This is a genomic window from Kosakonia arachidis (assembly GCF_900116535.1).
Classification (GTDB): domain Bacteria; phylum Pseudomonadota; class Gammaproteobacteria; order Enterobacterales; family Enterobacteriaceae; genus Kosakonia; species Kosakonia arachidis.
In genome coordinates, this window is the sequence record NZ_FPAU01000001.1 from 536,073 (window position 1) to 559,187 (window position 23,115).

Sequence of the window (23,115 nt, forward strand, 5' to 3'; positions counted from 1 at the left end):
TTTATTTATCCTTGAGCGCATCCAGCGCCAGATTGAGTTCCACAATATTGACCACCGGCTGGCCAATAAAGTTGACCAGCGGCGTGGTGGTATGTTCGGCCACCATTTTTTCCACTTCTGTCACAGGTAAGTGACGCGCTTGCGCCACGCGAGGGATCTGCCAGTCAGTAGCGGCCGGAGAGAGTTGGCCATCAAGGCCGCTCGCCGAGGTGGTAATCAACTCCACAGGAACATGCGTATCAGCTTGTGGGTTCTCTGCGCGCAGTTGTGCCACGCGCGCCGCGACTTCTTTATCCAGCTCCGGGTTGCTGCCTGCCAGATTGCTGCCGCCGGACGCCATTGGATTATAAGGCGCATCGGCAGTGGCGGAAGGGCGACCGTGAAAATAAATCGGCGCGGTAAAATCCTGACCCAGCAAGCGTGAACCGCGCACGGTATCGCCCTCACGGATCAGCGAGCCGTTCGCTTGTGTATTAAACCACCACTGCCCGAGCGCAGTGGTTACCAGCGGGTAGATCCCACCGGTAATCAGGGTGAAGAGTATCAAAAGCAGAAATGCGGGACGTAATAAAGCCATTTTTTTATACCTCTTACACCAGGCCAAACAGGGTCAAGATCAGGTCGATCGCCTTGATACCGATAAACGGGACCACCAGCCCGCCCAGCCCGTAGATCCACAGGTTGCGTCGCAGCATGGCGGAAGCGGTTAGCGGTTTGTAACTTACCCCTTTCAGCGCCAGCGGGATAAGAAACACAATCACCAGCGCGTTAAAGATTACTGCGCTTAAAATTGCCGACGCCGGGGAGTGCAGATGCATCACGTTCAGCGTATTCAGTTGCGGATAGGTTGCTGCAAATGCCGCCGGAATGATGGCGAAGTATTTCGCCACATCGTTGGCGATACTGAAGGTGGTCAGTGAACCACGAGTCATCAGCATCTGTTTACCGATATGCACTACTTCAATCAATTTGGTGGGGTTCGAGTCGAGATCCACCATATTGCCCGCTTCTTTGGCGGCCTGGGTGCCGGAGTTCATCGCTACCGCAACGTCCGCCTGTGCCAGCGCTGGCGCATCGTTAGTGCCATCGCCAGTCATCGCCACCAGACGACCTTCCGCCTGATACTGGCGGATCAACGCCAGTTTCGCTTCCGGCGTCGCTTCTGCAAGGAAGTCATCGACACCGGCTTCAGCGGCAATCGCGGCAGCGGTTAGACGGTTATCCCCGGTGATCATTACTGTTTTAATGCCCATTTTACGCAACTGGGCAAAACGCTCTTTAATTCCGCCTTTGACGATATCTTTCAGCGCGATAACGCCCAGCACTTTCGCCCCTTCGGCAACGACCAGCGGCGTGGCGCCCTGACGGGCGACGCGTTCGACCAGCGTTTCCACGTCAGCAGGGAATTGACCACCATTGGCAGCAATATGACGACGGATAGCATCCACCGAGCCTTTGCGGATCATCCGATCCTGCACGTTAATGCCGCTCATGCGGGTTTGCGCAGTGAAGGGCACAAAGGTGGCTTGCAAGCTCTGCACATCGCGCTCGCGCAGATTAAAACGGCGTTTGGCCAGTATCACTATGCTGCGGCCTTCCGGCGTTTCATCCGCCAGCGAGGAGAGTTGCGCAGCATCGGCCAGCGTTTTTTCATCCACACCCTGCGCGGGCAGGAAATCGGATGCCTGACGGTTACCTAAGGTGATGGTGCCGGTTTTATCCAGCAGCAGTACATCGATATCACCAGCCGCTTCCACTGCACGACCGCTGGTGGCAATCACATTCGCACCCAGCATGCGGCTCATCCCGGCAACGCCAATCGCAGACAGCAGCCCGCCGATAGTCGTAGGGATCAGGCATACCAGCAAGGCCACCAGCACAGTAACGCTGACCGCCTGGCCGCCATATACCGAGAATGGCCACAGGGTGGCGGTTGCCAGCAGGAAGACAAGGGTCAGGGCAACCAGCAGAATGGTCAGGGCGATCTCATTCGGTGTTTTACGCCGCTGCGCACCTTCCACCATCGCAATCATGCGGTCGAGGAACGTTTCACCAGGGTTAACACTGCACTGGATAACCAGCCAGTCAGAAAGAATACGCGTCCCGCCAGTGACCGATGCGAAATCGCCGCCTGACTCACGGATCACCGGTGCCGATTCACCCGTGATTGCGCTCTCATCCACCGATGCGCCGCCTTCAATGACTTCGCCATCACAAGGAATAATGTCACCGGCCTCAACCAGCACCACATCGCCTTTACGCAGATCTTCTGCCGGAATATGGTCGATTTGCGCATCATGTTGTGGGGCGCGTAATTTGCGGGCGAAAGCGGTTTTTTTCACCCCTTTCAGGCTATTGGCCTGTGCTTTACTGCGACCTTCAGCCAGCGCCTCTGCAAAGTTGGCGAACAATACCGTGATCCACAACCACAGGCTGACTGTGCCAGTGAACCACGCGCTGCCGTCAAGGTGGCCTGTTGCCATTGCCACGGTCAGAACAGTGGTCAACAGGCTACCGATCCAGACAATAAACATCACCGGGTTACGCCACTGTACCTGCGGGCTTAACTTGGTCACCGAATCCATCAGCGCCTGACGAACAAGGTTCGGTTCGAACAGTGCCAGTTGTTTGCGACTCATAAAACGCGTCTCCGCCAGTCTCAAAATAAGAGGTATTCCGCCACCGGGCCAAGCGCCAGGGCAGGAACAAAGGTCAATGCGCCAACCAGCAGTACCGTGCCGATCAGCAGGCCGATAAACAGTGCGCCGTGCGTTGGCAGTGTACCCGTGCTGGCGGGCTGAATTTTCTTGCCGACCAGTGAACCAGCAATCGCCATCACCGGAACAATCACACCGAAACGTCCGAAGAACATGCAGAACGCCAGCAGACAGTTCCAGAACGGGGTGTTGGTGCTTACTCCGGCAAAGGCGCTGCCGTTGTTGTTAGCCGCCGACGAAACGGCATACAGCACTTCACTAAAGCCGTGAATACCGGGGTTAGACATGCCGCTACGCCCGGCGTCGGTCATCATCGCCAGCGCGGTGCCAATCAGCACCAGCGCCGGGGTGATGAGGATCGCCAGCGCGGTCATTTTCATCTCGCGGACATCGATTTTTTTGCCGATAAATTCCGGCGTACGGCCAATCATTAACCCGGCAATAAACACCGCCAGCAGCACGAACAGCAACATGCCGTAGAGACCCGAGCCCACGCCGCCGAACACCACTTCGCCAATCTGCATCAGCCACATTGGGATCATGCCGCCCAGCGCGGTAAAGGAGTCATGCATAGCATTCACCGCGCCGCATGAGGCGGCGGTTGTGACCACCGCATACAGGCTGCTCGCCAGAATGCCAAAACGACTCTCTTTACCTTCCATATTGATGGCGCTATCGCCACCGAGCGTCAGGAAGTGCGGGTTACCCTGGACCTCTGCCCACATCACCACGCCAGCGCACACCACGAAAATCAGCGACATCGCCCACAGCAGCATGTGTCCCTGGCGACGGTCCGCCACTGCATCGCCGAAAGCAAAGCAAAGCGCAGCCGGGATAAGGAATATCACCAGCATCTGAACGATGTTGGTCAATGCGGTCGGATTTTCAAACGGATGAGCGGAGTTAGCATTGAAGAATCCCCCACCGTTGGTGCCGAGCATTTTGATCGCTTCCTGGGACGCGACTGGCCCCATCGGCATCAGGTGCTTAACACCTTCCAGCGAGGTGAAAGACTGATAAGGCAAAAAGTTCTGCAGTACGCCTTGCTGAATAAAGAACAATGCAAGGATCAGTGAAATCGGCAGTAGCACCCACAGGATAATGCGGGTGAGATCCACCCACGCGTTACCGAGCGTATCCATGCTGCGGCGCGCGAAGGCGCGGATCAGCGCGAATATCACGGCAATCCCCGTCGCTGCGGAGAGGAAGTTTTGCACGGTCAGCCCGACCATCTGGCTGAAATAACTCAGCGTGCTTTCGCCTGAATAGGATTGCCAGTTGGTATTCGTAACAAAGCTGACCGCCGTATTCAGCGCCAGATGCCATGAGAGGCCGGGCAGGTTTTGCGGGTTCATTGGCAAAATGCCCTGCAACATAAGCAGGGCAAATAAAAGCACAATACCGAGTATGTTCAGCCACAGGATGGCGAACAAATAGTGCCGCCAGTTCATTTCACGGGTATCAATACCGAGTCCACGCCAGAGGATATTTTCGATTGTCGCCGTACCGGGCAGCGCCTGTCCGACAATGAGTTTTGCCAGTAACGATCCCAGAGGACGCGCAAGAATAAACAGCACCAGCAAAAAGCTGGCGACCAGAAGAAATGCCTGAGCGGCCATCAGAAATCCTCCGCGTTAATCAGGGCATAAACCAGGTAGCCCAATAACAGGAAAACCAGCACGATGCCGATTATTACGCCTGCATTCACAATTCACCTCCGGGGTGATTTAAGGATGTGTTGTAAAAGTAGTTTTTTCGGCGCAAAGATTTCGCAAAAATCGTCAGGCGAGGTGTAAAAAAAATATAAAAATAGCCAACAACCTTGGACGGGACGGGCAAGCGGAGAACTTCGGGGCTTTCGGCGTAATGAAACGGATAAACCACAATTTAACTAATGATTAGTATTAATTTAACCTTTTCGTAACTAATTTACTGCTTAGGTACCAGCAAACACGGAATTGACAGAAAAATAGTGGTCGGATGAGTAGTAAAATTACAAATAAAGCGGTACTATTTTAACCAGATTTCAGCACCCGCACTGGTTTTCTGTAAGGCGGGAACATTTTCCGGTAGTGATTGCCGGCCTGACAAAGGGGAGAGGATTATGAACACATATAAAGCGTTTCCGACACACGTTGTGTTGATGCGCCGCGCTTTCGCCATTCTGGCAGGAGTTCTGGCATTACCGGTGATGTTGTTCTGGAAAGATCGCGCACGTTTTTACAGCTACCTGCATCGCGTCTGGGCGAAAACCAGTGAAAAACCGGTGTGGATGGACCAGGCCGAAAAAGTGGCCTGCGACTTTTATTAATCGATTACACACAGCAAATCCTCTAAGCCACCGCCTTGCGGTGGTTTTTTTTTGAGGTAACCTTTTTGCTACATTTACGCTGTGCCGCCAGGCGTAGCGGGTTAACGATCCGCTGCGCTTTCGTTACGGACATAAGGAGTGATATGGCCACCCATCTGGTCTGGTTTCGCGCGGACTTACGCGTACATGATAATCTTGCGCTCGCGGCTGCTTGCCAGTGTCCCGACGTCCGTGTTATTGCGCTTTTTATTGCCACACCAGCACAGTGGCTGCAGCATCACATGGCGCCACGCCAGGCGGCATTACTCAACGCCTATCTTAATGCGCTGCAACAGTCACTGGCGGAGAAGGGCATTCCGCTGCTCTACCGCGAGGTGGATGACTTTGCTGCTTGCGTGCAGGCCATTGCCCAAATCTGTGCCAGCGAGCAGGTAAGCCATCTGTTTTACAACGCTCAGTATGAATTCAATGAACGTCAGCGTGATGCGGCGGTAGAAAAAGCGCTGCCGAATGTAGCCTGTCAGGGGTTTGATGACAGCGTGATGCTGGCACCTGGCAGTGTGATGACCGGCAATCATGAGATGTATAAAGTCTTTACGCCGTTCAAAAACGCTTTTTTACGGCGGCTAAAAGAAAAACTGCCCGAATGCGTGGCCGCGCCGCGTGCGCGGGAAGCGGGGCTGCCCATCGCTAAGCCGATCATACTTAACTATCCGCAGCAGCCGTTTGATGAACAACTTTTCCCCACCGATGAGAAAAGTGCGATTGCCCGGCTGCGCCACTTTTGCCAGCAGCAGGCGGCAGAGTATGAGCAGCAACGTGATTTTCCGGCGATTGAAGGTACCAGCCGCCTCTCCGCCGCGCTGGCGATGGGGGCGTTGTCGCCGCGTCAGTGTCTGCGCCGTTTGCTGGCCGAGCAGCCACAGGCGCTCGAGGGCGGAAGTGGCGCAGTATGGCTCAATGAGCTGATCTGGCGAGAGTTTTACCGTCATCTGATGATGTTCCATCCGGCACTTTGCAAGCACAAACCTTTTATCCCCTGGACCGATAATGTGCAGTGGCAGGAAAACCAACAGCAGCTTGAGGCCTGGCAAGAGGGCTGCACTGGCTTTCCAATTGTTGATGCCGCAATGCGCCAGTTGAACTGTACTGGCTGGATGCATAATCGGCTGCGGATGATCGCAGCCAGCTTTCTGGTCAAGGACTTACTTATCGACTGGCGCTGCGGAGAGCGCTATTTTATTTCCCAGTTGATCGATGGCGATCTGGCGGCAAACAATGGCGGCTGGCAGTGGGCTGCCTCAACGGGGACTGACGCTGCGCCTTATTTCCGCATTTTCAACCCTACCACGCAGGGGGAGCGCTTTGATGCCAGAGGCGAGTTTATTCGTCGCTGGTTACCTGAACTGCAAGCGGTGCCGGAAAAGCATCTCCATCAGCCCTGGGTGTGGGCGGATAAACAAGGCCTACATCTCGATTATCCTCGCCCGATTGTGGACCATAAACAGGCGCGAGTCGTCACCCTGGCGGCGTATGAAGCCGCCCGTAAAGTGTAAAGAGAGCTTTGATGAAAAATACCGAACTGGAAAAATTGATTAACGAGAAACTGAACAGTGCGGCATTCAGTGACTACGGTCCGAACGGCCTCCAGGTTGAAGGGCGGGAAACGGTGCAAAAAATTGTCACTGGCGTGACCGCCAGCCAGGCGTTACTGGATGAAGCGGTACGTCAACAGGCAGACGCAGTAATTGTCCATCACGGCTATTTCTGGAAAAACGAAGCGCCGGTTATTCTGGGTATGAAGCGTAACCGCCTGAAAACGCTCCTGGCGAACGATATCAACCTGTATGGCTGGCATCTGCCGCTCGATGCGCACCCGGAACTGGGCAATAACGCGCAACTGGCGTCACTGCTCGGTATTACCCAGCAGGGAGAAATCGAAGCGCTGTTGCCATGGGGCGAATTAGCGATGCCGGTGCCGGGGCTGGAACTGGCTTCCTGGATTGAAGCGCGGTTGGGCCGTAAGCCGCTCTGGTGCGGCGATACCGGGCCGGATCTTGTGAAACGTGTCGCCTGGTGTACCGGCGGAGGACAGGGTTTTATCGATAAAGCGGCCCGTTTTGGCGTTGATGCCTTTATTACTGGCGAGGTGTCGGAGCAGACCATTCACTCCGCGCGCGAGCAGGGGCTGCATTTCTACGCGGCGGGGCACCATGCTACCGAACGCGGTGGCATTCGCGCCCTGAGCGACTGGCTGAATGAGCATACTGACCTTGACGTTACGTTTGTGGATATGCCGAACCCGGCCTGAGGAGCAAACAAGTGCAGCGAGCGCGTTGTTATTTATTAGGGGAAAGTGCCGTGGTACTGGAGCTGGAGCCTCCTGTACAGTTGGCGACGCAAAAGCGGATCTGGCGGCTGACGCAGCGGCTGTCCACGGTGCCAGAGGTGGCTGAAGTCATTCCGGGGATGAATAACATTACAGTTGTGCTGCGCGATCCGGGTACGCTGGCGCTGGATGCCATTGAACGCCTGCAGCGTTGGTGGGAAGAGAGTGAGGCGCTGGAGCCGGAATCTCGCGCCATTGAGATCCCGGTGCTGTACGGTGGCGATGCTGGTCCGGATCTCGGACGGGTGGCGGAACATTGTCGGATGAGTGAAAAACAGGTGGTGGAATTGCATGCCTCTGTTGATTACGTGGTCTGGTTTATTGGCTTCCAGCCGGGCTTTCCCTATCTGGGTGGCCTGCCGGATGCGCTGGCCACGCCGCGGCGCGCTGAGCCACGCGTTCGTGTGACGGTGGGTTCTGTCGGTATTGGTGGCGCACAGACCGGCATCTATCCGCTGGAGACACCCGGCGGCTGGAACCTGATTGGACGCACTGATTTGGCGCTCTTTAATCCGCGTTTAGCAGAACCTTCATTGCTGCGTCCTGGCGACACGCTGCGCTTCATTCCGCGCAAGGAGGGTGTATGTTGAAAATTATCCGCGCCGGTATTTACACGACCTTGCAGGGTGGTAAGCGTACCGGTTTGCGCCAGTCCGGAATTAGCTATTGCGGCGCGCTGGACGCACCTGCGCTGCAAATTGCCAATGCGCTGGTGGGCAATGCACCCGATACGGCCGGGCTTGAGATCACGTTCGGCCAGTTCGAGGTGGTGTTCGAAAGCCGTTGCTGGTTTGCCCTGACAGGCGCTGGTTGTGAAGCGAAGCTCGACGGTAAACCCGTGTGGACGGGCTGGCGTTTTGTAGCAAAAGCCGGACAGCGGCTGGTACTGAAACGCCCGTTGCATGGCGTGCGTAGCTATCTGGCGGTGGCAGGCGGTTTCGCACTGCCGGAGGTGCTGGGTTCCGGGAGTACCGATCTTAAAGCCGCTATCGGCGGACTGGAAGGGCGACTGTTACATGATGGCGATACACTGCCTCTGGTAAAACCCAAGCGGCAGTTTCGTGCCCAGCAGGGGGTAAAACAACTGCTGTGGGGCAACCGCATTCGCGCGCTGCCGGGGCCGGAATATCATGAATTCGACACGGCTTCGCAGGAAGCATTCTGGCGTCGGCCGTGGCAGATAAGCCCGCAGAGCAACCGTATGGGGTACCGCTTACAGGGGCAGCCACTGTTGCGGACAACTTCACGCGAGCTGCTCTCCCACGGTTTATTACCTGGCGTGATACAGGTGCCGTCAAACGGTCAGCCGATTGTGCTGATGAATGATGCTCAGACAACCGGTGGATACCCGCGTATTGCCTGCATTATTGAGGCTGATATGTACCATCTGGCGCAAATTCCCCTTGGGCAACCGGTGCATTTTGTTCAGTGTTCACTGGATGAAGCGCTGCATGCTCGGCAGGATCAACATCGTTATCTTGAACAACTGGCATGGCGGTTAACGCATGAAGATTGATTTAAACGCCGATCTTGGCGAAGGCTGCGGCAATGATACTGCATTGTTGAAACTGGTTTCGTCGGCCAATATCGCCTGCGGTTTTCATGCGGGCGATGCCGGGATGATGTTGACGTGCGTACGCGAAGCGCTGCGTAACGGAGTTGCCATCGGCGCGCATCCCTCGTTTCCTGATCGCGAAAACTTCGGTCGTACGGCGATGCAACTGCCGCCAGAAACAGTGTATGCCCAGATGCTGTACCAAATCGGCGCACTGGCAGCGATGGTGCATGCTGAAGGTGGCAAATTACAGCATGTGAAGCCCCACGGCATGTTATACAACCAGGCGGCAAATGATGAGCAACTGGCTAACGCTATCGCCAGTGCGGTACACGATGTTGACAGGAATTTGATTCTGGTCGGGCTGGCTGGCAGCGAACTGATCCGTGCCGGGAAAAACAGGGGGCTGATCACTCGCCAGGAAGTGTTTGCCGATCGCGGCTATCGCAGTGATGGTCGACTGGTGCCACGCAACGAGCCGGGTGCGTTGATTGACGATGATAATGTGGCACTGGCGCAAACGCTGGAGATGGTGCTGGTAGGGCGTGTCAAAAGTATTGAAGGCGAGTATGTTCCCGTGCAGGCGCAAACGGTTTGTTTGCACGGCGACGGCGAACATGCGTTACTGTTTGCCCGCCGCCTGCATGCTGCTTTTACCCAGCGTGGAGTGATCATTTCCGCACAATAACACAAGGAATTTTACATGCCGGAAGGACCGGAAATCCGCCGGGCGGCAGACATGCTTGAAGCGGCGGTTCAGGGAAAACCACTGACCGATGTCTGGTTTGCTCTGCCGCAGCTCACCGATTTTGCCCCTGCGTTGGTGGGACAGTGCATTGAGCTGATTGAAACACGTGGCAAGGCGCTGTTGACGCACTTTTCTGGCGGGTTGACGCTCTACAGCCATAACCAGCTTTACGGTGTCTGGCGTGTGGTAAATGCGGGTGAAACGCCGCAAACCAACCGCGTGCTGCGCGTAAAATTACAGACGGCCGATAAAGCCATTTTGCTCTACAGTGCGTCAGATATTGCCATACTCACGCCGGAACAACTGGCCCGGCACCCCTTTTTACAACGGCTCGGGCCGGATGTGCTAAACATGACACTCACGGCGGAACAGGTGAAAGAACGTCTGTTATTGCCGCGTTTTCGCCACCGTCGCTTTGCTGGGTTGCTGCTTGATCAGGCGTTTCTGGCCGGGCTGGGTAACTATTTACGCGTAGAGATCCTCTGGCACTGCGCATTGGCACCGCAGCATAATGCCGCCGAACTGGATGATACCCAGCTTGACGTGCTGGCGCAGGCGTTGCTGGATATTCCTCGTTTGTCCTGGCAGACGCGCGGCACTGTGTATGAGAACAAGCATCACGGCGCGCTGTTTCGCTTCCGGGTCTTTCACCGGGCAGGTGATATGTGCGAGCGCTGCGGTGGGATCATCGAAAAGACCATGCGCGCATCACGCCCGTTTTACTGGTGTCCAGGTTGCCAATGCTGAAACAAAAAACGCGCCCACGGGCGCGTTTCTATATGCGGGCTCACACTTAATCTTTTTTCAGATCGGAGGAGAATTCGCGTTTGGCGTAGCCAGTGTAAAGCTGACGCGGACGGGCTATCTTGACGCCATCGTCGTGCATTTCGTTCCAGTGCGCAATCCAGCCCACGGTACGTGCCATCGCAAAGATAACAGTAAACATGGACGCCGGAATCCCCATCGCTTTCAGGATAATACCGGAGTAGAAGTCGACGTTCGGGTAGAGCTTGCGTTCGATAAAATACGGGTCGTTGAGCGCAATGTGTTCCAGCTCCATCGCCACTTCCAGTAGATCGTCTTTAGAACCCAGCTCACGCAGCACTTCGTGGCAGGTTTCACGCATAACAGTAGCGCGTGGGTCGTAGTTCTTGTAGACACGGTGACCGAAGCCCATCAGACGGAACGAATCGTTCTTGTCTTTGGCGCGACGCAGGAATTCCGGAATATGTTTCACTGAGCTGATCTCTTCCAGCATTCTCAGCGCAGCTTCGTTGGCGCCGCCGTGCGCCGGTCCCCACAGCGAGGCGATACCGGCCGCGATGCAGGCAAACGGGTTTGCACCGGAAGAACCAGCGGTACGCACTGTAGAAGTGGAGGCGTTTTGCTCGTGATCGGCATGCAGGATCAGAATACGATCCATGGCGCGTTCCAGCACCGGATTCACTTCATACGGTTCACACGGAGTGGCAAACATCATATGCAGGAAGTTACCAGCGTAGGAGAGATTGTTGCGCGGATAAATAAACGGCTGGCCGATGGAGTATTTGTAACACATCGCCGCCACGGTCGGCATTTTGGACAGCAGGCGGAACGCCGCGATTTCACGGTGGCGCGGATTGTTCACATCCAGCGAGTCGTGGTAGAACGCTGCCAGCGCGCCGGTCACGCCACATAGTACCGCCATCGGATGTGAGTCGCGACGGAAACCGTGGAACAGCCGGGTGATCTGTTCATGAATCATGGTATGGCGGGTGACCGTCAGTTTGAACTCTTCAAACTGCTCCTGCGTCGGTTTTTCGCCGTATAGCAGGATGTAGCTCACTTCCAGGTAGTTGGATTCGGTCGCCAGTTGATCAATCGGGAAACCGCGGTGTAGCAAAATACCTTCGTCACCGTCGATAAACGTGATTTTTGATTCGCACGATGCGGTAGAGGTAAAACCTGGGTCAAAAGTAAAAACCCCTTTTGAACCGAGACTACGGATATCAATAACATCCTGACCGAGTGTGCCTTTTAGCACATCCAGTTCAATAGCAGCGTCACCATTGTAGGTAATGTTTGCTTTTTTATCAGCCATTTACGGTCTCCTTAGCGCCTTATTGCTTAAGACTGCCAGTTACCGGATTTGCTTTCAACTGCCCGTCAACGTTACCAGTTTGTTATTAGCTCGCAGCTCTGTGGGGAGGGAGAACCAGGGTACAGAGCAATGGCGCGTGCCAGTACACATTGAAAATACAGTGAAAAAACAGCAAATCAGCGTCTCAGCAGTCCGAATTTATCAAACCTGTATATCACTAATAACTGTCCTGATTACATCGGTCAATACCATCACACTGTTACATAACTTATTCTCAGGTGAAAGCAAGACCCCATAACTTTTGCGAATTATAAGCCCTATTCGGCGTAGTTTGTAACAATAATGTTTAACTTTTGTCAAATCAGATGATTAAATTTTAAAATAATGTTGTTATCGTGATGAGCGTCACTGTTCTGCATAAAACCTGACAAACTATATGTAGGTTAATTGTAATGATTTTGTGAACGACCTATACTGCCGCCAGGTCTCCGGAATACCCTGCCATCCCGAGCCACCCAGCGTTGTAACCTGTCGTTTAGCTTCTGGAAGCTAATTTTTTGCATGACGAGCAGTTATATAAAAGGACGCTGTCTGACCCGCACGCAGACCGGAGGAAGGAAACTAGAAGAATAGCATGTGGGCGTTATTCATGATAAAAAATGTTAAAAAACAAAGACCTGTCAATCTGGACCTGACAACAATTCGGTTTCCTGTTACGGCTATAGCTTCCATTCTTCACCGCGTCTCCGGCGTCATTACGTTTGTAGCTGTCGGTATTCTGCTGTGGTTATTGGGCCTGTCGCTGTCATCTGAAGACGGCTTCCTTGCTGCCTCTGCCATCATGAACAACTTCTTCGTTAAATTCATTCTGTGGGGCATCCTCACCGCGCTGGCGTATCATGCTGTCGGCGGGATTCGTCACGTGCTGATGGATTTTGGCTGGCTGGAAGAAACCTTCGAATCAGGAAAACGTTCCGCTAATCTTTCTTTTGTGATCACTGTCGTGCTTTCAATTCTCGCAGGAGTTCTCGTATGGTAAGCAACGCCTCCGCATTAGGACGCAACGGCGTACATGATTTTATTCTTGTCCGTGCTACCGCCATCGTCCTGACGTTATACATCATCTATATGGTGGGTTTTTTCGCCCTGCATGGCGAGCTGACCTGGGTGGTCTGGACCGGTTTCTTCTCCTCCGCCTTTACCAAAGTCTTCACTCTGCTGGCTCTGTTTTCCATTCTGATCCATGCCTGGATTGGCATGTGGCAAGTGTTGACCGACTACGTTAAACCGCTGGCTGTACGTCTGATTCTGCAGCTGATTATTGTTGTGGCACTGGCGGCTTACGTGATTTATGGATTCGTTGTGGTGTGGGGTGTGTAATGAAATTGCCAGTCAGAGAATTTGATGCTGTTGTCATTGGCGCGGGCGGCGCAGGTATGCGCGCGGCGCTGCAAATTTCCCAGAGCGGACAAACCTGTGCGCTGCTCTCCAAAGTTTTCCCGACCCGTTCCCACACTGTGTCTGCGCAGGGCGGCATCACCGTTGCACTGGGCAATACCCATGAAGATAACTGGGAATGGCACATGTATGACACGGTAAAAGGTTCCGACTATATCGGTGACCAGGACGCGATTGAATATATGTGCAAAACCGGCCCGGAAGCGATTCTTGAGCTGGAACATATGGGTCTGCCATTCTCCCGTCTTGATGATGGTCGTATCTATCAGCGTCCGTTTGGCGGTCAGTCGAAGAACTTCGGCGGCGAGCAGGCGGCACGTACCGCAGCGGCCGCGGACCGTACCGGCCATGCGCTGTTGCATACTCTTTATCAGCAGAACCTGAAAAACCACACCACTATTTTTTCCGAGTGGTACGCGCTGGATCTGGTGAAAAACCAGGATGGCGCTGTCGTGGGTTGTACTGCGCTGTGCATTGAAACCGGTGAAGTCGTCTATTTCAAAGCCCGCGCAACCGTGCTGGCAACCGGCGGTGCAGGCCGTATTTACCAGTCCACCACCAATGCGCACATTAACACCGGCGACGGCGTAGGTATGGCGCTGCGCGCGGGTGTTCCGGTACAGGATATGGAGATGTGGCAGTTCCACCCGACCGGTATCGCCGGGGCAGGTGTGCTGGTGACGGAAGGCTGCCGTGGTGAAGGCGGTTATCTGCTGAACAAACACGGCGAGCGCTTTATGGAGCGTTATGCGCCGAACGCCAAAGACCTGGCGGGTCGTGATGTGGTGGCACGTTCTATCATGATCGAAATCCGGGAAGGTCGTGGCTGCGACGGTCCATGGGGACCGCATGTCAAACTGAAACTGGATCATCTCGGTAAAGAAGTGCTCGAATCGCGCCTGCCGGGGATCCTTGAACTGTCGCGCACCTTCGCGCACGTAGATCCGGTGAAAGAGCCAATCCCGGTGATCCCGACCTGCCACTATATGATGGGCGGTATTCCGACCAAAGTGACCGGCCAGGCGCTGACGGTCAACGAGAAGGGTGAAGATGTCGTGATCCCGGGGCTGTTTGCGGTGGGCGAAATCGCCTGCGTATCGGTTCACGGAGCCAACCGCCTGGGCGGTAACTCGCTGCTCGACTTAGTAGTCTTTGGCCGTGCGGCGGGTCTGCACTTACAAGAATCTATCGCTGAACAGGGCACGCTGCGTGATGCCAGCGAATCAGATATCGAAGGGGCGCTCACCCGCCTCAACCGCTGGAACAACAACCGCAGCGGCGAAGATCCGGTCACCATCCGCAAAGCGCTACAAGAGTGTATGCAGCATAACTTCTCGGTGTTCCGCGAAGGTGATGCGATGGCGAAAGGTCTTGAACAACTGAAAGTGATCCGCGAGCGTCTGAAAGAAGCCCGTCTGGATGATACATCGAGCGAGTTCAATACCCAGCGCGTTGAGTGCCTGGAGCTGGATAACCTGATGGAAACCGCCTACGCAACGGCTGTTTCCGCAAACTTCCGTACCGAAAGCCGTGGCGCGCACAGTCGCTTCGACTATCCGGATCGTGACGATCAGAACTGGTTGTGCCACAGCCTGTATCTGCCAGAAACGGAATCCATGACGCGCCGTAGTGTCAACATGGAACCGAAACTGCGTCCGGCGTTCCCGCCGAAGATTCGTACTTATTAATGCGGAGACAGGATGATGAAACTCGAATTCTCGATTTATCGCTATAACCCGGATGTGGACGACGCGCCGCGTATGCAGGATTACACGCTGGAAGCGGAAGAAGGGCGTGACATGATGTTGCTGGATGCGTTAATCCAGTTGAAAGAAAAGGACTCTACACTGTCGTTCCGTCGCTCCTGCCGTGAAGGTGTATGTGGTTCCGATGGCCTGAACATGAACGGTAAGAATGGTCTTGCCTGTATCACCCCGATTTCCGCACTTGGCAACGGCAAACAGAAAATCGTTATCCGCCCGCTGCCAGGACTGCCGGTTATCCGCGATTTGGTGGTGGACATGGGGCAATTCTATGCTCAATATGAGAAGATTAAACCTTACTTATTGAATAATGGGCAAAATCCACCGGCCAGAGAACATTTACAGGCACCAGAGCAGCGTGAAAAGCTCGATGGCCTGTACGAATGTATTCTTTGCGCCTGCTGTTCTACATCCTGTCCGTCATTCTGGTGGAACCCGGATAAATTTATCGGCCCGGCAGGCTTGCTGGCGGCGTATCGCTTCTTGATCGACAGCCGCGATACCGAAACCGACAGCCGTCTGGAAGGGTTGAGCGATGCTTTCAGCGTATTCCGCTGCCACAGCATCATGAACTGCGTCAGTGTATGTCCGAAAGGGCTGAACCCGACGCGCGCCATCGGCCATATTAAGTCGATGTTGTTGCAAAGAAGTGCGTAATTAACCCGGCCGGATGGCGCTTGCGCTTATCCGGCCTACAGTATGAGTGATGTTTGTCGATACAAAATCAGGAAACCTCTAAAAACTGTTGTCTTATTAAGAATAATCAAGACGTTCAGAGCGAGACAAGGCGCGGCTGAACGAATCCCCGGGAGCATAGTGAACTATGTGACCAGGGTGAGTGAGGCCGCAACGCCGTCGCAGCCTGAACGAAGCAGATTATTCAACGGTTTTTAAAGGTTCCTTCGCGGGCCGCCAAGAGCCCGCAGTGAACCCTGGGACGTGCGCTACTCGGTGTACGTCGTAGTTATCCACGGCGAAGTAAGCATAACAATGCTTAAGGGATCACGATGCAGAACGGCGCAATGAAAGCCTGGCTGGACTCTTCTTACCTCTCTGGGTCGAACCAGAGCTGGATAGAACAGCTCTATGAAGACTTCTTAACCGATCCTGACTCGGTAGATGCTAACTGGCGATCTATGTTCCAGCAGTTACCGGGCACCGGAGTCAAACCGGATCAGTTCCACTCCAAAACGCGTGATTATTTCCGTCAACTGGCGAAAGATGCCTCACGTTACTCTTCCTCTATCTCCGACCCTGACACCAACGTTAAGCAGGTCAAAGTCCTGCAGTTGATCAACGCCTACCGTTTCCGTGGTCACCAGCATGCGAATCTCGATCCGTTGGGACTATGGCAGCAAGAACGCGTTGCCGATCTGGATCCGACATTCCACGATCTGAGCGAAGCAGATTACCAGAACAGCTATAACGTAGGTTCCTTTGCGATTGGGAAAGATACCCTGCCGCTGGGCGAATTGATCAAAGCGCTGAAAGAGACCTATTGCGGTTCGATCGGCGCGGAATACATGCACATTACCAGCACCGAAGAGAAGCGCTGGATCCAGCAGCGGATTGAGTCAGCAGCCGGAAAATCGAGCTTTAGCAGCGAAGAGAAAAAACGCTTCTTAAGCGAACTGACGGCGGCTGAAGGTCTGGAGCGTTACCTCGGGGCGAAATTTCCGGGCGCGAAACGCTTTTCGCTGGAAGGCGGCGATGCACTGATACCGCTGCTGAAAGAGATGGTTCGCCATGCAGGTAAAAGCGGCACCCGCGAAGTGGTGCTGGGCATGGCGCATCGCGGTCGTCTGAACGTGCTGGTCAACGTACTGGGCAAACAGTCACAGGATCTTTTCGACGAGTTTGCCGGTAAACATAAAGAACACCTCGGTACTGGCGACGTGAAATACCATATGGGCTTCTCGTCTGACGTTGAGACCGAAGGGGGTCTGGTGCATCTGGCGCTGGCGTTTAACCCGTCGCACCTGGAAATCGTCAGCCCGGTGGTTATTGGTTCCGTACGCGCGCGTCTTGATCGTCTCTCTGAGCCGAGCAGTAATAAAGTGCTGCCGATCACCATTCACGGTGACGCGGCGGTGGCGGGTCAGGGCGTGGTACAGGAAACCCTGAACATGTCCAAAGCGCGCGGTTATGAAGTGGGCGGTACGGTACGCGTGGTGATCAACAACCAGGTCGGTTTCACCACCTCGAACCCGCTGGATGCCCGCTCTACGCCGTACTGTACCGATATCGGTAAGATGGTGCAGGCGCCGATTTTCCACGTCAATGCGGACGATCCGGAAGCGGTTGCTTTCGTTACCCGCCTGGCACTGGATTTCCGTAACACCTTCAAACGCGATGTATTTATCGATCTGGTGTGCTACCGCCGTCACGGCCATAACGAAGCCGACGAGCCGAGCGCAACCCAACCGTTGATGTATCAGAAAATTAAAAAACACCCGACGCCGCGTAAAATCTACGCCGATCGTCTGGAGCAGGAGAAAACCATCACGCTGGAAGATGCCACGGAGATGGTTAACCTGTACCGCGATGCGCTGGATGCGGGCGAGTGTGTGGTCGCTGAATGGCGTCCGATGAATATGCACTCCTTTACCTGGTCGCCGTACCTCAACCACGAGTGGGATGAGAGCTACCCGAACAAAGTGGAGATGAAACGCCTGCAAGAGCTGGCGAGACGCATCAGCACAGTGCCGGAAGCCATTGAAATGCAATCCCGTGTGGCGAAAATCTATGCCGATCGCCAGTTAATGGCGAATGGCGAGAAACTGTTCGACTGGGGTGGCGCTGAAACGCTGGCTTATGCCACGCTGGTTGATGAGGGCATTCCGGTGCGCCTCTCAGGTGAAGACTCCGGGCGCGGTACTTTCTTCCATCGCCATGCCGTGATCCATAACCAGGCCAATGGCTCAACCTATACACCGCTGAGCCATGTACATAATGGCCAGGGCCCGTTCCGTGTGTGGGACTCCGTACTCTCAGAAGAAGCCGTGCTGGCTTTTGAATATGGCTACGCCACCGCGGAGCCGCGTACGCTGACCATCTGGGAAGCGCAGTTCGGCGACTTCGCTAACGGCGCACAGGTGGTTATTGACCAGTTCATCAGCTCCGGCGAACAGAAGTGGGGCCGTATGTGCGGGCTGGTAATGCTATTGCCGCATGGTTATGAAGGCCAGGGTCCGGAGCACTCCTCCGCGCGTCTGGAGCGTTATCTGCAACTGTGTGCTGAGCAAAATATGCAGGTTTGCGTCCCGTCCACCCCGGCGCAGGTTTACCATATGTTGCGTCGTCAGGCGCTGCGCGGTATGCGTCGTCCGCTGGTGGTGATGTCACCGAAGTCGCTGCTGCGTCATCCGCAGGCGGTCTCCACGCTGGATGAACTGGCGAATGGCACCTTTATGCCGGCGATCGGTGAAGTGGATGATTTGGATCCACAAGCCGTGAAACGCGTTATCCTTTGTTCTGGTAAGGTTTATTACGACCTGCTTGAACAGCGTCGTAAAAATGACCAGAAGGATGTCGCCATCGTCCGTATTGAGCAGTTATACCCGTTCCCGCATCAGTCGATGCAGGACGCGTTGAAACCTTATGCGCACGTACATGATTTTGTCTGGTGCCAGGAAGAGCCGCTTAACCAGGGCGCATGGTACTGCAGCCAGCATCATTTCCGTGATGTGATACCTTTTGGGGCAGCTCTGCGCTATGCAGGACGCCCGGCCTCCGCCTCCCCGGCGGTGGGATATCTGTCCGTTCACCAGAAGCAACAGCAAGATCTGGTGAATGACGCGCTGAACGTCGATTCAATAAAGGATAAATAATGAGTAGCGTAGATATTCTTGTTCCCGATCTGCCTGAGTCTGTTGCTGATGCGACCGTCGCGACCTGGCACAAAAAACCAGGCGATAGCGTCCGACGCGATGAAGTATTGGTAGAAATCGAAACGGACAAAGTGGTACTGGAAGTACCGGCTTCAGCGGACGGTGTTCTGGACGCGGTGCTGGAAGACGAGGGTACGACGGTCACTTCCCGTCAGATTCTTGGCCGCCTGAAAGAGGGCAACAGCTCGGGTAAAGAGAGCAGCGCCAAATCTGAAGCGAAAGAATCCACGCCAGCTCAGCGCCAGCAGGCGTCGCTGGAAGAGCAAAATAACGACGCACTTAGCCCCGCGATCCGTCGTCTGCTGGCTGAACACAGCCTTGATGCCAGCGCGATTAAAGGTACCGGCGTTGGCGGCCGTATCACCCGTGAAGATGTGGATAAGTATCTGGCGAAAGCCCCGGCCAAAGACGAGAGCAAACCGGCGGCTCAGCCGACAAGCAGCCCGGCGCCGCAGTTGGCTGGCCGTTCAGAAAAACGCGTGCCGATGACCCGTCTGCGCAAACGCGTGGCTGAGCGTCTGCTGGAAGCGAAAAATTCAACAGCCATGCTGACGACTTTCAATGAAGTCAACATGAAGCCAATCATGGATCTGCGTAAGCAGTACGGTGATGCGTTTGAAAAACGCCACGGTATCCGTTTGGGCTTTATGTCGTTCTACGTGAAAGCGGTTGTCGAAGCGCTGAAACGCTATCCGGAAGTGAACGCCTCTATTGATGGCGAAGACGTGGTTTACCATAACTATTTCGATGTCAGCATGGCCGTTTCCACGCCGCGTGGTCTGGTTACGCCGGTACTGCGTGATGTGGATACGCTGGGCATGGCCGATATCGAGAAGAAAATTAAAGAACTGGCGGTAAAAGGCCGTGACGGTAAGCTGACCGTTGAGGATCTGACCGGCGGTAACTTTACCATCACTAACGGCGGTGTATTCGGTTCGCTGATGTCCACGCCGATCATCAACCCGCCGCAGAGTGCGATCCTTGGCATGCACGCCATTAAAGATCGCCCAATGGCAGTCGATGGTAAAGTTGAAATCCTGCCGATGATGTACCTGGCGCTTTCCTATGACCATCGCCTGATCGACGGACGCGAGTCTGTGGGCTTCCTGGTCGCAATTAAAGAAATGCTGGAAGATCCGACGCGTCTGCTGCTGGATGTGTAGTGTCCTTTGCCCGGCGGCGCAGGCTGCCGGGTCTATAACAAACACCTGCTTTGCAGGTCGGTAGGCCATAGCGCTTCCGGCATGACAAATTAAATGAAGGATGGATAGAACACATGAACTTACACGAGTATCAGGCGAAACAGCTTTTTGCCCGGTCAGGTCTGCCGACTCCGGTTGGTTATGCCTGTGCTACCCCACGTGAAGCAGAAGAAGCCGCATCTAAAATCGGCACGGGTCCGTGGGTGGTGAAATGTCAGGTCCACGCGGGCGGCCGTGGTAAAGCGGGCGGCGTAAAAGTCGTTAACAGCAAAGAAGATATTCGCGCTTTCGCGGAAAACTGGCTGGGTAAACGCCTGGTAACTTACCAAACAGATGCCAACGGTCAGCCGGTTAACCAGATCCTGGTGGAAGCGGCAACGGACATTGGCAAAGAGCTCTATTTGGGCGCGGTTGTTGACCGCAGCTCACGCCGTGTGGTGTTCATGGCATCGACGGAAGGCGGCGTGGAAATCGAAAAAGTGGCAGAAGAGACGCCGCACCTGATCCACAAAACCACCCTTGATCCGCTGACTGGCCCGATGCCGTACCAGGGGCGCGAACTGGCGTTCAAACTCGGTCTGGAAGGCAAACAGGTTCAGCAGTTCACCAAAATTTTCATGGGGCTGGCGACCATTTTCCTTGAGCGCGATCTGGCGCTGATCGAAATTAACCCGCTGGTCATCACCAAACAGGGCGACCTGATCTGCCTCGACGGCAAACTGGGCGCTGATGGTAACGCTCTGTTCCGTCAGCCGGAACTGCGCGAAATGCGCGACCAGTCGCAGGAAGATCCCCGTGAAGCGCAAGCTGCGCAGTGGGAACTGAACTACGTTGCGCTGGATGGTAACATCGGCTGCATGGTTAACGGTGCTGGTCTGGCGATGGGCACCATGGACATCGTTAAGCTGCACGGCGGTGAACCGGCGAACTTCCTCGACGTAGGCGGCGGTGCGACTAAAGAACGTGTTACTGAAGCGTTTAAAATTATCCTCTCCGATGAGAAGGTGAAAGCGGTGCTGGTGAATATTTTCGGCGGCATCGTGCGTTGCGATCTGATCGCCGACGGCATCATCGGTGCGGTAGAAGAGGTGGGTGTTAACGTTCCGGTCGTTGTCCGTCTGGAAGGTAACAACGCCGAGCTGGGTGCCAAACGTCTGGCGGACAGCGGTCTGAACATTATCGCAGCGAAAAGTCTGACGGATGCAGCGCAGCAGGTTGTTGCCGCAGTGGAGGGGAAATAATGTCTGTTTTGATTGATAAGAACACCAAAGTCATCTGTCAGGGTTTCACCGGTAGCCAGGGTACTTTCCACTCCGAGCAGGCGATTGCCTACGGTACGCAGATGGTTGGCGGTGTAACGCCAGGCAAAGGCGGCACCACACACTTGGGTCTGCCCGTGTTTAATACCGTACGTGAAGCGGTGGAAGCCACTGGTGCGACAGCCAGCGTGATTTACGTTCCGGCGCCGTTCTGCAAAGACTCGATTCTGGAAGCAGTCGATGCAGGCATCAAACTGATTATCACTATTACTGAAGGTATTCCGACACTGGATATGCTGACGGTTAAAGTGAAGCTGGATGAAGCTGGCGTGCGCATGATTGGCCCGAACTGTCCTGGTGTAATCACCCCGGGCGAGTGCAAAATCGGCATCATGCCTGGCCATATTCATAAGCCGGGCAAAATCGGTATTGTGTCGCGTTCCGGTACACTGACCTATGAAGCGGTTAAACAGACCACCGATTACGGCTTTGGCCAGTCTACCTGCGTCGGTATCGGCGGCGACCCGATCCCGGGCTCTAACTTTATCGACATTCTGAAACTGTTCGAGGAAGATCCGCAGACCGAAGCGATCGTCATGATCGGTGAGATCGGCGGTAGTGCAGAAGAAGAAGCGGCTGCTTACATCAAAGAACATGTCACCAAACCGGTTGTCGGCTATATCGCAGGTGTAACTGCACCCAAAGGCAAACGTATGGGCCATGCAGGCGCCATCATCGCGGGCGGTAAAGGTACAGCGGATGAGAAATTCGCTGCGCTGGAAGCTGCCGGGGTGAAAACTGTGCGTAGCCTCGCTGATATCGGCGAAGCCCTGAAATCTATTATTAAATAAAACCATTGCTCCTCCATGAGGGGAGCAAAGACGTGTCTCGACATGGTTGGCCGCTCCTGTAGCGGCCTTTTTTATGGTTGTAATTACGTATTCCAGTATTTGCAGCGGTAAGACGGTGCCCGTCAGTCGCTTGCGGCAGCATTGGGGGATAGCTTCACCGCTCTGTCTATCGATCAATATGGAATGGGGTTCATCAGGAGCAAAAAGATGCTGTTCACCCCACTGTCGCAGCGCCACCACCACCGGGAATAATGACTTGGTGGACAGGCGCTGCATGTCACGAACCAGAGCCTGATTTTGCGCACCAACGTTGCACAACACAGCGTTGGATACCGCTGAATAATAACCACTAAAATAAAATGGTTTTCGTGCGCGCGAGAATAAAAAGAATAATCACGGAGCGGTGTTAAGTATGATAATCGCAATAGTGAAATATTTGTAAAATAAAAAAGATGTGCAATAAGTCTAATTTCTCAAATGTCTTATCTGCCATGGAGGACCCATTTTTTCTGCGGATGATAAACGTTAAATACATGCGCCATTATTTATCTTTACCCACCGATTGATAACCATTGATTACGTTAAAATGAACATGCCGTTAACAATGTTTTTACTGCAATTGTACTCTGGCTACAAAATTAACAATAAAGAATTAAAAATGATTTAAATCAATACCTAAATGCTTGGAAAAAACTATGAAAATCGTTAAATTGTCGCAGATCAAATCGGCTAAAAATCGGTAAGATGGGCATAAATTGATCGGTGTCGAAAAATGTAAAATTAACTCAATAAAAACCTATTTATTGTAAGGGTTTTCCGAGTTAATATGCTCGCGATCAATTCGAAATTTTATTAACCTGGTTGTAACTTTTTTCATTCATTACTACAAGTT

Annotated in this window: 21 protein-coding genes and 1 pseudogene; 15 read left to right on the forward strand and 7 right to left on the reverse strand. The window is 54.1% G+C overall.

Features of this window, described 5'->3' with window-relative positions; all coding sequences use genetic code 11:
* Position 1 precedes the first annotated feature (1 nt).
* The 4 genes from kdpC to kdpF are packed head-to-tail and all read right to left on the reverse strand — an operon-like array spanning position 2 to position 4,425.
* Positions 2-577 carry a potassium-transporting ATPase subunit KdpC gene (gene kdpC, locus BM427_RS02615; protein ID WP_090118943.1) on the reverse strand — a complete coding sequence of 192 codons (576 nt, stop codon included), beginning with the start codon at positions 575-577 and terminating at the stop codon, positions 2-4.
* A gap of 13 nt (positions 578-590) precedes the next feature.
* On the reverse strand, positions 591-2,639 hold the full coding sequence (gene kdpB / locus BM427_RS02620; RefSeq protein ID WP_090118945.1) for a potassium-transporting ATPase subunit KdpB: 2,049 nt from the start codon (positions 2,637-2,639) through the stop codon (positions 591-593).
* Between the two features lie 20 nt (positions 2,640-2,659).
* Complete coding sequence (kdpA, locus tag BM427_RS02625; RefSeq protein ID WP_090118947.1) at positions 2,660-4,336, reverse strand: potassium-transporting ATPase subunit KdpA; 1,677 nt, start codon at positions 4,334-4,336, stop codon at positions 2,660-2,662.
* A complete protein-coding gene (kdpF, locus tag BM427_RS02630; protein WP_090118949.1) occupies positions 4,336-4,425 on the reverse strand; it encodes a K(+)-transporting ATPase subunit F in 90 nt (29 codons plus the stop codon). Before kdpF ends, kdpA begins: the two co-directional genes overlap by 1 nt.
* 396 nt (positions 4,426-4,821) lie before the next feature.
* On the opposite strand from kdpF, the gene BM427_RS02635 reads away from it, so the two are divergent.
* From BM427_RS02635 to nei, 7 genes are all read left to right on the forward strand, one after another.
* On the forward strand, positions 4,822-5,028 hold the full coding sequence (locus tag BM427_RS02635) for a YbfA family protein (RefSeq protein ID WP_090118951.1): 207 nt from the start codon (positions 4,822-4,824) through the stop codon (positions 5,026-5,028).
* A gap of 143 nt (positions 5,029-5,171) precedes the next feature.
* The gene (gene phrB, locus BM427_RS02640) at positions 5,172-6,584 is read left to right on the forward strand and encodes a deoxyribodipyrimidine photo-lyase (RefSeq protein WP_090118953.1); all 1,413 of its coding nucleotides are present in this window, start codon (positions 5,172-5,174) and stop codon (positions 6,582-6,584) included.
* A gap of 11 nt (positions 6,585-6,595) precedes the next feature.
* Positions 6,596-7,339 carry a type 2 GTP cyclohydrolase I gene (locus BM427_RS02645; RefSeq protein WP_090118955.1) on the forward strand — a complete coding sequence of 248 codons (744 nt, stop codon included), beginning with the start codon at positions 6,596-6,598 and terminating at the stop codon, positions 7,337-7,339.
* An 11-nt stretch (positions 7,340-7,350) separates the two neighbouring features.
* A complete protein-coding gene (gene pxpB, locus BM427_RS02650; RefSeq protein WP_090118958.1) occupies positions 7,351-8,007 on the forward strand; it encodes a 5-oxoprolinase subunit PxpB in 657 nt (218 codons plus the stop codon).
* A complete protein-coding gene (gene pxpC, locus BM427_RS02655; protein ID WP_090118960.1) occupies positions 8,001-8,933 on the forward strand; it encodes a 5-oxoprolinase subunit PxpC in 933 nt (310 codons plus the stop codon). Before pxpB ends, pxpC begins: the two co-directional genes overlap by 7 nt.
* A complete protein-coding gene (pxpA, locus tag BM427_RS02660; RefSeq protein WP_090118962.1) occupies positions 8,923-9,660 on the forward strand; it encodes a 5-oxoprolinase subunit PxpA in 738 nt (245 codons plus the stop codon). Before pxpC ends, pxpA begins: the two co-directional genes overlap by 11 nt.
* 15 nt (positions 9,661-9,675) lie before the next feature.
* The gene (nei, locus tag BM427_RS02665) at positions 9,676-10,467 is read left to right on the forward strand and encodes an endonuclease VIII (RefSeq protein WP_090118964.1); all 792 of its coding nucleotides are present in this window, start codon (positions 9,676-9,678) and stop codon (positions 10,465-10,467) included.
* A 46-nt stretch (positions 10,468-10,513) separates the two neighbouring features.
* Here nei and BM427_RS02670 read toward each other — a convergent pair whose 3' ends face one another.
* Complete coding sequence (locus BM427_RS02670; protein ID WP_090118966.1) at positions 10,514-11,800, reverse strand: citrate synthase; 1,287 nt, start codon at positions 11,798-11,800, stop codon at positions 10,514-10,516.
* 201 nt (positions 11,801-12,001) lie between these two features.
* Positions 12,002-12,160 carry a hypothetical protein gene (locus BM427_RS26425; RefSeq protein ID WP_425280062.1) on the reverse strand — a complete coding sequence of 53 codons (159 nt, stop codon included), beginning with the start codon at positions 12,158-12,160 and terminating at the stop codon, positions 12,002-12,004.
* 274 nt (positions 12,161-12,434) lie between these two features.
* Here BM427_RS26425 and sdhC point away from each other — a divergent pair, with 274 nt between their 5' ends.
* The 8 genes from sdhC (at position 12,435) to sucD (ending at position 22,223) form a co-directional block, all read left to right on the forward strand.
* A complete protein-coding gene (gene sdhC / locus BM427_RS02675) occupies positions 12,435-12,839 on the forward strand; it encodes a succinate dehydrogenase cytochrome b556 subunit (RefSeq protein ID WP_090118968.1) in 405 nt (134 codons plus the stop codon).
* Complete coding sequence (sdhD, locus tag BM427_RS02680; protein ID WP_090118972.1) at positions 12,833-13,180, forward strand: succinate dehydrogenase membrane anchor subunit; 348 nt, start codon at positions 12,833-12,835, stop codon at positions 13,178-13,180. The genes sdhC and sdhD overlap by 7 nt, the downstream gene beginning before the upstream one ends.
* On the forward strand, positions 13,180-14,946 hold the full coding sequence (sdhA, locus tag BM427_RS02685) for a succinate dehydrogenase flavoprotein subunit (RefSeq protein WP_090118974.1): 1,767 nt from the start codon (positions 13,180-13,182) through the stop codon (positions 14,944-14,946). The genes sdhD and sdhA overlap by 1 nt, the downstream gene beginning before the upstream one ends.
* A gap of 15 nt (positions 14,947-14,961) precedes the next feature.
* Entirely contained in the window at positions 14,962-15,678 is a 717-nt protein-coding gene (sdhB, locus tag BM427_RS02690) for a succinate dehydrogenase iron-sulfur subunit SdhB (protein WP_007373904.1), read from the forward strand.
* A gap of 350 nt (positions 15,679-16,028) precedes the next feature.
* Positions 16,029-18,851, forward strand: coding sequence for a 2-oxoglutarate dehydrogenase E1 component (gene sucA / locus BM427_RS02695; RefSeq protein WP_090118976.1), 2,823 nt, complete (start codon positions 16,029-16,031; stop codon positions 18,849-18,851).
* Positions 18,851-20,074: a 2-oxoglutarate dehydrogenase complex dihydrolipoyllysine-residue succinyltransferase gene (odhB, locus tag BM427_RS02700; RefSeq protein WP_090118978.1), complete on the forward strand. Its 1,224-nt coding sequence runs from the start codon at positions 18,851-18,853 to the stop codon at positions 20,072-20,074. The genes sucA and odhB overlap by 1 nt, the downstream gene beginning before the upstream one ends.
* Positions 20,075-20,187: 113 nt before the next feature.
* A complete protein-coding gene (gene sucC / locus BM427_RS02705) occupies positions 20,188-21,354 on the forward strand; it encodes an ADP-forming succinate--CoA ligase subunit beta (protein WP_090118980.1) in 1,167 nt (388 codons plus the stop codon).
* Positions 21,354-22,223, forward strand: a complete 870-nt coding sequence (gene sucD / locus BM427_RS02710) for a succinate--CoA ligase subunit alpha (protein WP_035885970.1) — start codon at positions 21,354-21,356, stop codon at positions 22,221-22,223. Before sucC ends, sucD begins: the two co-directional genes overlap by 1 nt.
* Positions 22,224-22,308: 85 nt before the next feature.
* On the opposite strand, the pseudogene BM427_RS26430 reads toward sucD, so the two are convergent.
* Positions 22,309-22,475 (reverse strand): annotated as a pseudogene (locus BM427_RS26430) (winged helix-turn-helix transcriptional regulator); the annotation flags it as partial.
* Positions 22,476-23,115 lie beyond the last annotated feature (640 nt).